The organism is Arthrobacter sp. Dra40 (genome assembly GCF_059091905.1).
In genome coordinates this window covers 1-1,091 of the sequence record NZ_JBNHHB010000520.1, presented here as the reverse complement: position 1 = coordinate 1,091, position 1,091 = coordinate 1, and the positions used below count along the sequence as shown (strand labels likewise).

Annotated in this window: 2 protein-coding genes and 1 pseudogene; all 3 read right to left on the bottom strand. The window is 67.4% G+C overall.

Annotated features, from left to right (window positions below; translation table 11 throughout):
- Positions 1–196 (bottom strand): hypothetical protein (locus AC5RWT_RS37715; protein ID WP_494084667.1); only part of this gene is annotated, 196 nt, incomplete at its 3' end.
- Between the two features lie 11 nt (positions 197–207).
- Positions 208–807 (bottom strand): DUF6668 family protein, encoded by a 600-nt coding sequence (locus AC5RWT_RS37710; RefSeq protein WP_494084666.1) that lies wholly within the window; start codon positions 805–807, stop codon positions 208–210.
- Between the two features lie 39 nt (positions 808–846).
- A pseudogene (locus tag AC5RWT_RS37705) lies at positions 847–1,091 on the bottom strand (chromosome partitioning protein ParA); the annotation flags it as partial.

Here is a 1,091-nt window from a genome sequence, read left to right as displayed (position 1 = left end):
CGATCGCCTGTGCGCCTTCACCGCGCTGGAGTTGGATGACCATGCCGATGCCGACGATGATGACGCCCAGGACGCCGAGGACCAGGCCGATGCCGGAAGCCCAGTTCAGGATGGTCAACAGACCGCCGGCCTGCGCCGGGACGACCGGGGTGGGGTTGGGAATAACGCTGGATGAGAGTGCAGTGAACGTGTTCATGGTGAGACCTTTCAGTGGTTGGTTGCCGTGGCCAGGGCGGCCACGTCGGTAACGAAGCGCTGGTATTCGCGGACGGCTGGCATTGCCGTGGTGTCCGTGTGCCGCCAGGCGTCCACCCAGGGCAGAGTCCAGAATCTTGGCGCTCCACCGCCTACGAGGGCGGTGAAGTCCCGAAGCGCTTTGGGTGTCTTTCCCGGGGCGTCTGCAAGGACGGCGAGGCCGAGCAGATCGACCTGCGGGGCCGCACCTGACGCCCACTGGGTGAGCGCGTTCCTGGCAGTTGTCAGGCCGCGCATGTCTGCGCGGCAGACCAGCAGCACCTGCGGGCTGCCGCCGCTGGGGAGAACCGGCCAGCAATGATCCGTGGAACGGGCAGAATCGATAAGGTCAGCGATCCGGCTTTCACCCGCTCCCCCATGGGTACCAACAACCCAGAGACGGGCTGCGCCGGCCATGCTGCGGGACGCCAGCCGGTCTGCCGCGTCTGGCTCGACCATGCCCCGCAGCGGTGTGCTGATGACCGCCGCCGGCGGGACAGCCGCAGCCCGGGTTTCCTCAGCCGGTTCATCAGCCGTGGGGCGGGTAACCCAGGGGTTCAGGGTCTGTTGCAATGGTCCTCCTCTCAACTCTCAAGTTCCGTAGGGATCGTTCTAGAAGCCTTTGGCGACAGCGGCCGCTGCCGCGAGCCACGCCCGCTGGGTCGCGGGCTGGAGCGCTTCGTAACGGATCGGCCCGTTGACCAGGGCGGGGTCGTACGGGATGCGGACGACGGCGCGCACGAACGGCTCGAAGCCGTCCGCGATCCGCTGCGCCTCGGCTTTCGCCCGCTTCAGGGCATCCCCAGTCATGCTGCGCTTGGCGTCGGTGGACTCGGAGACGATCACGACGGCGTTGC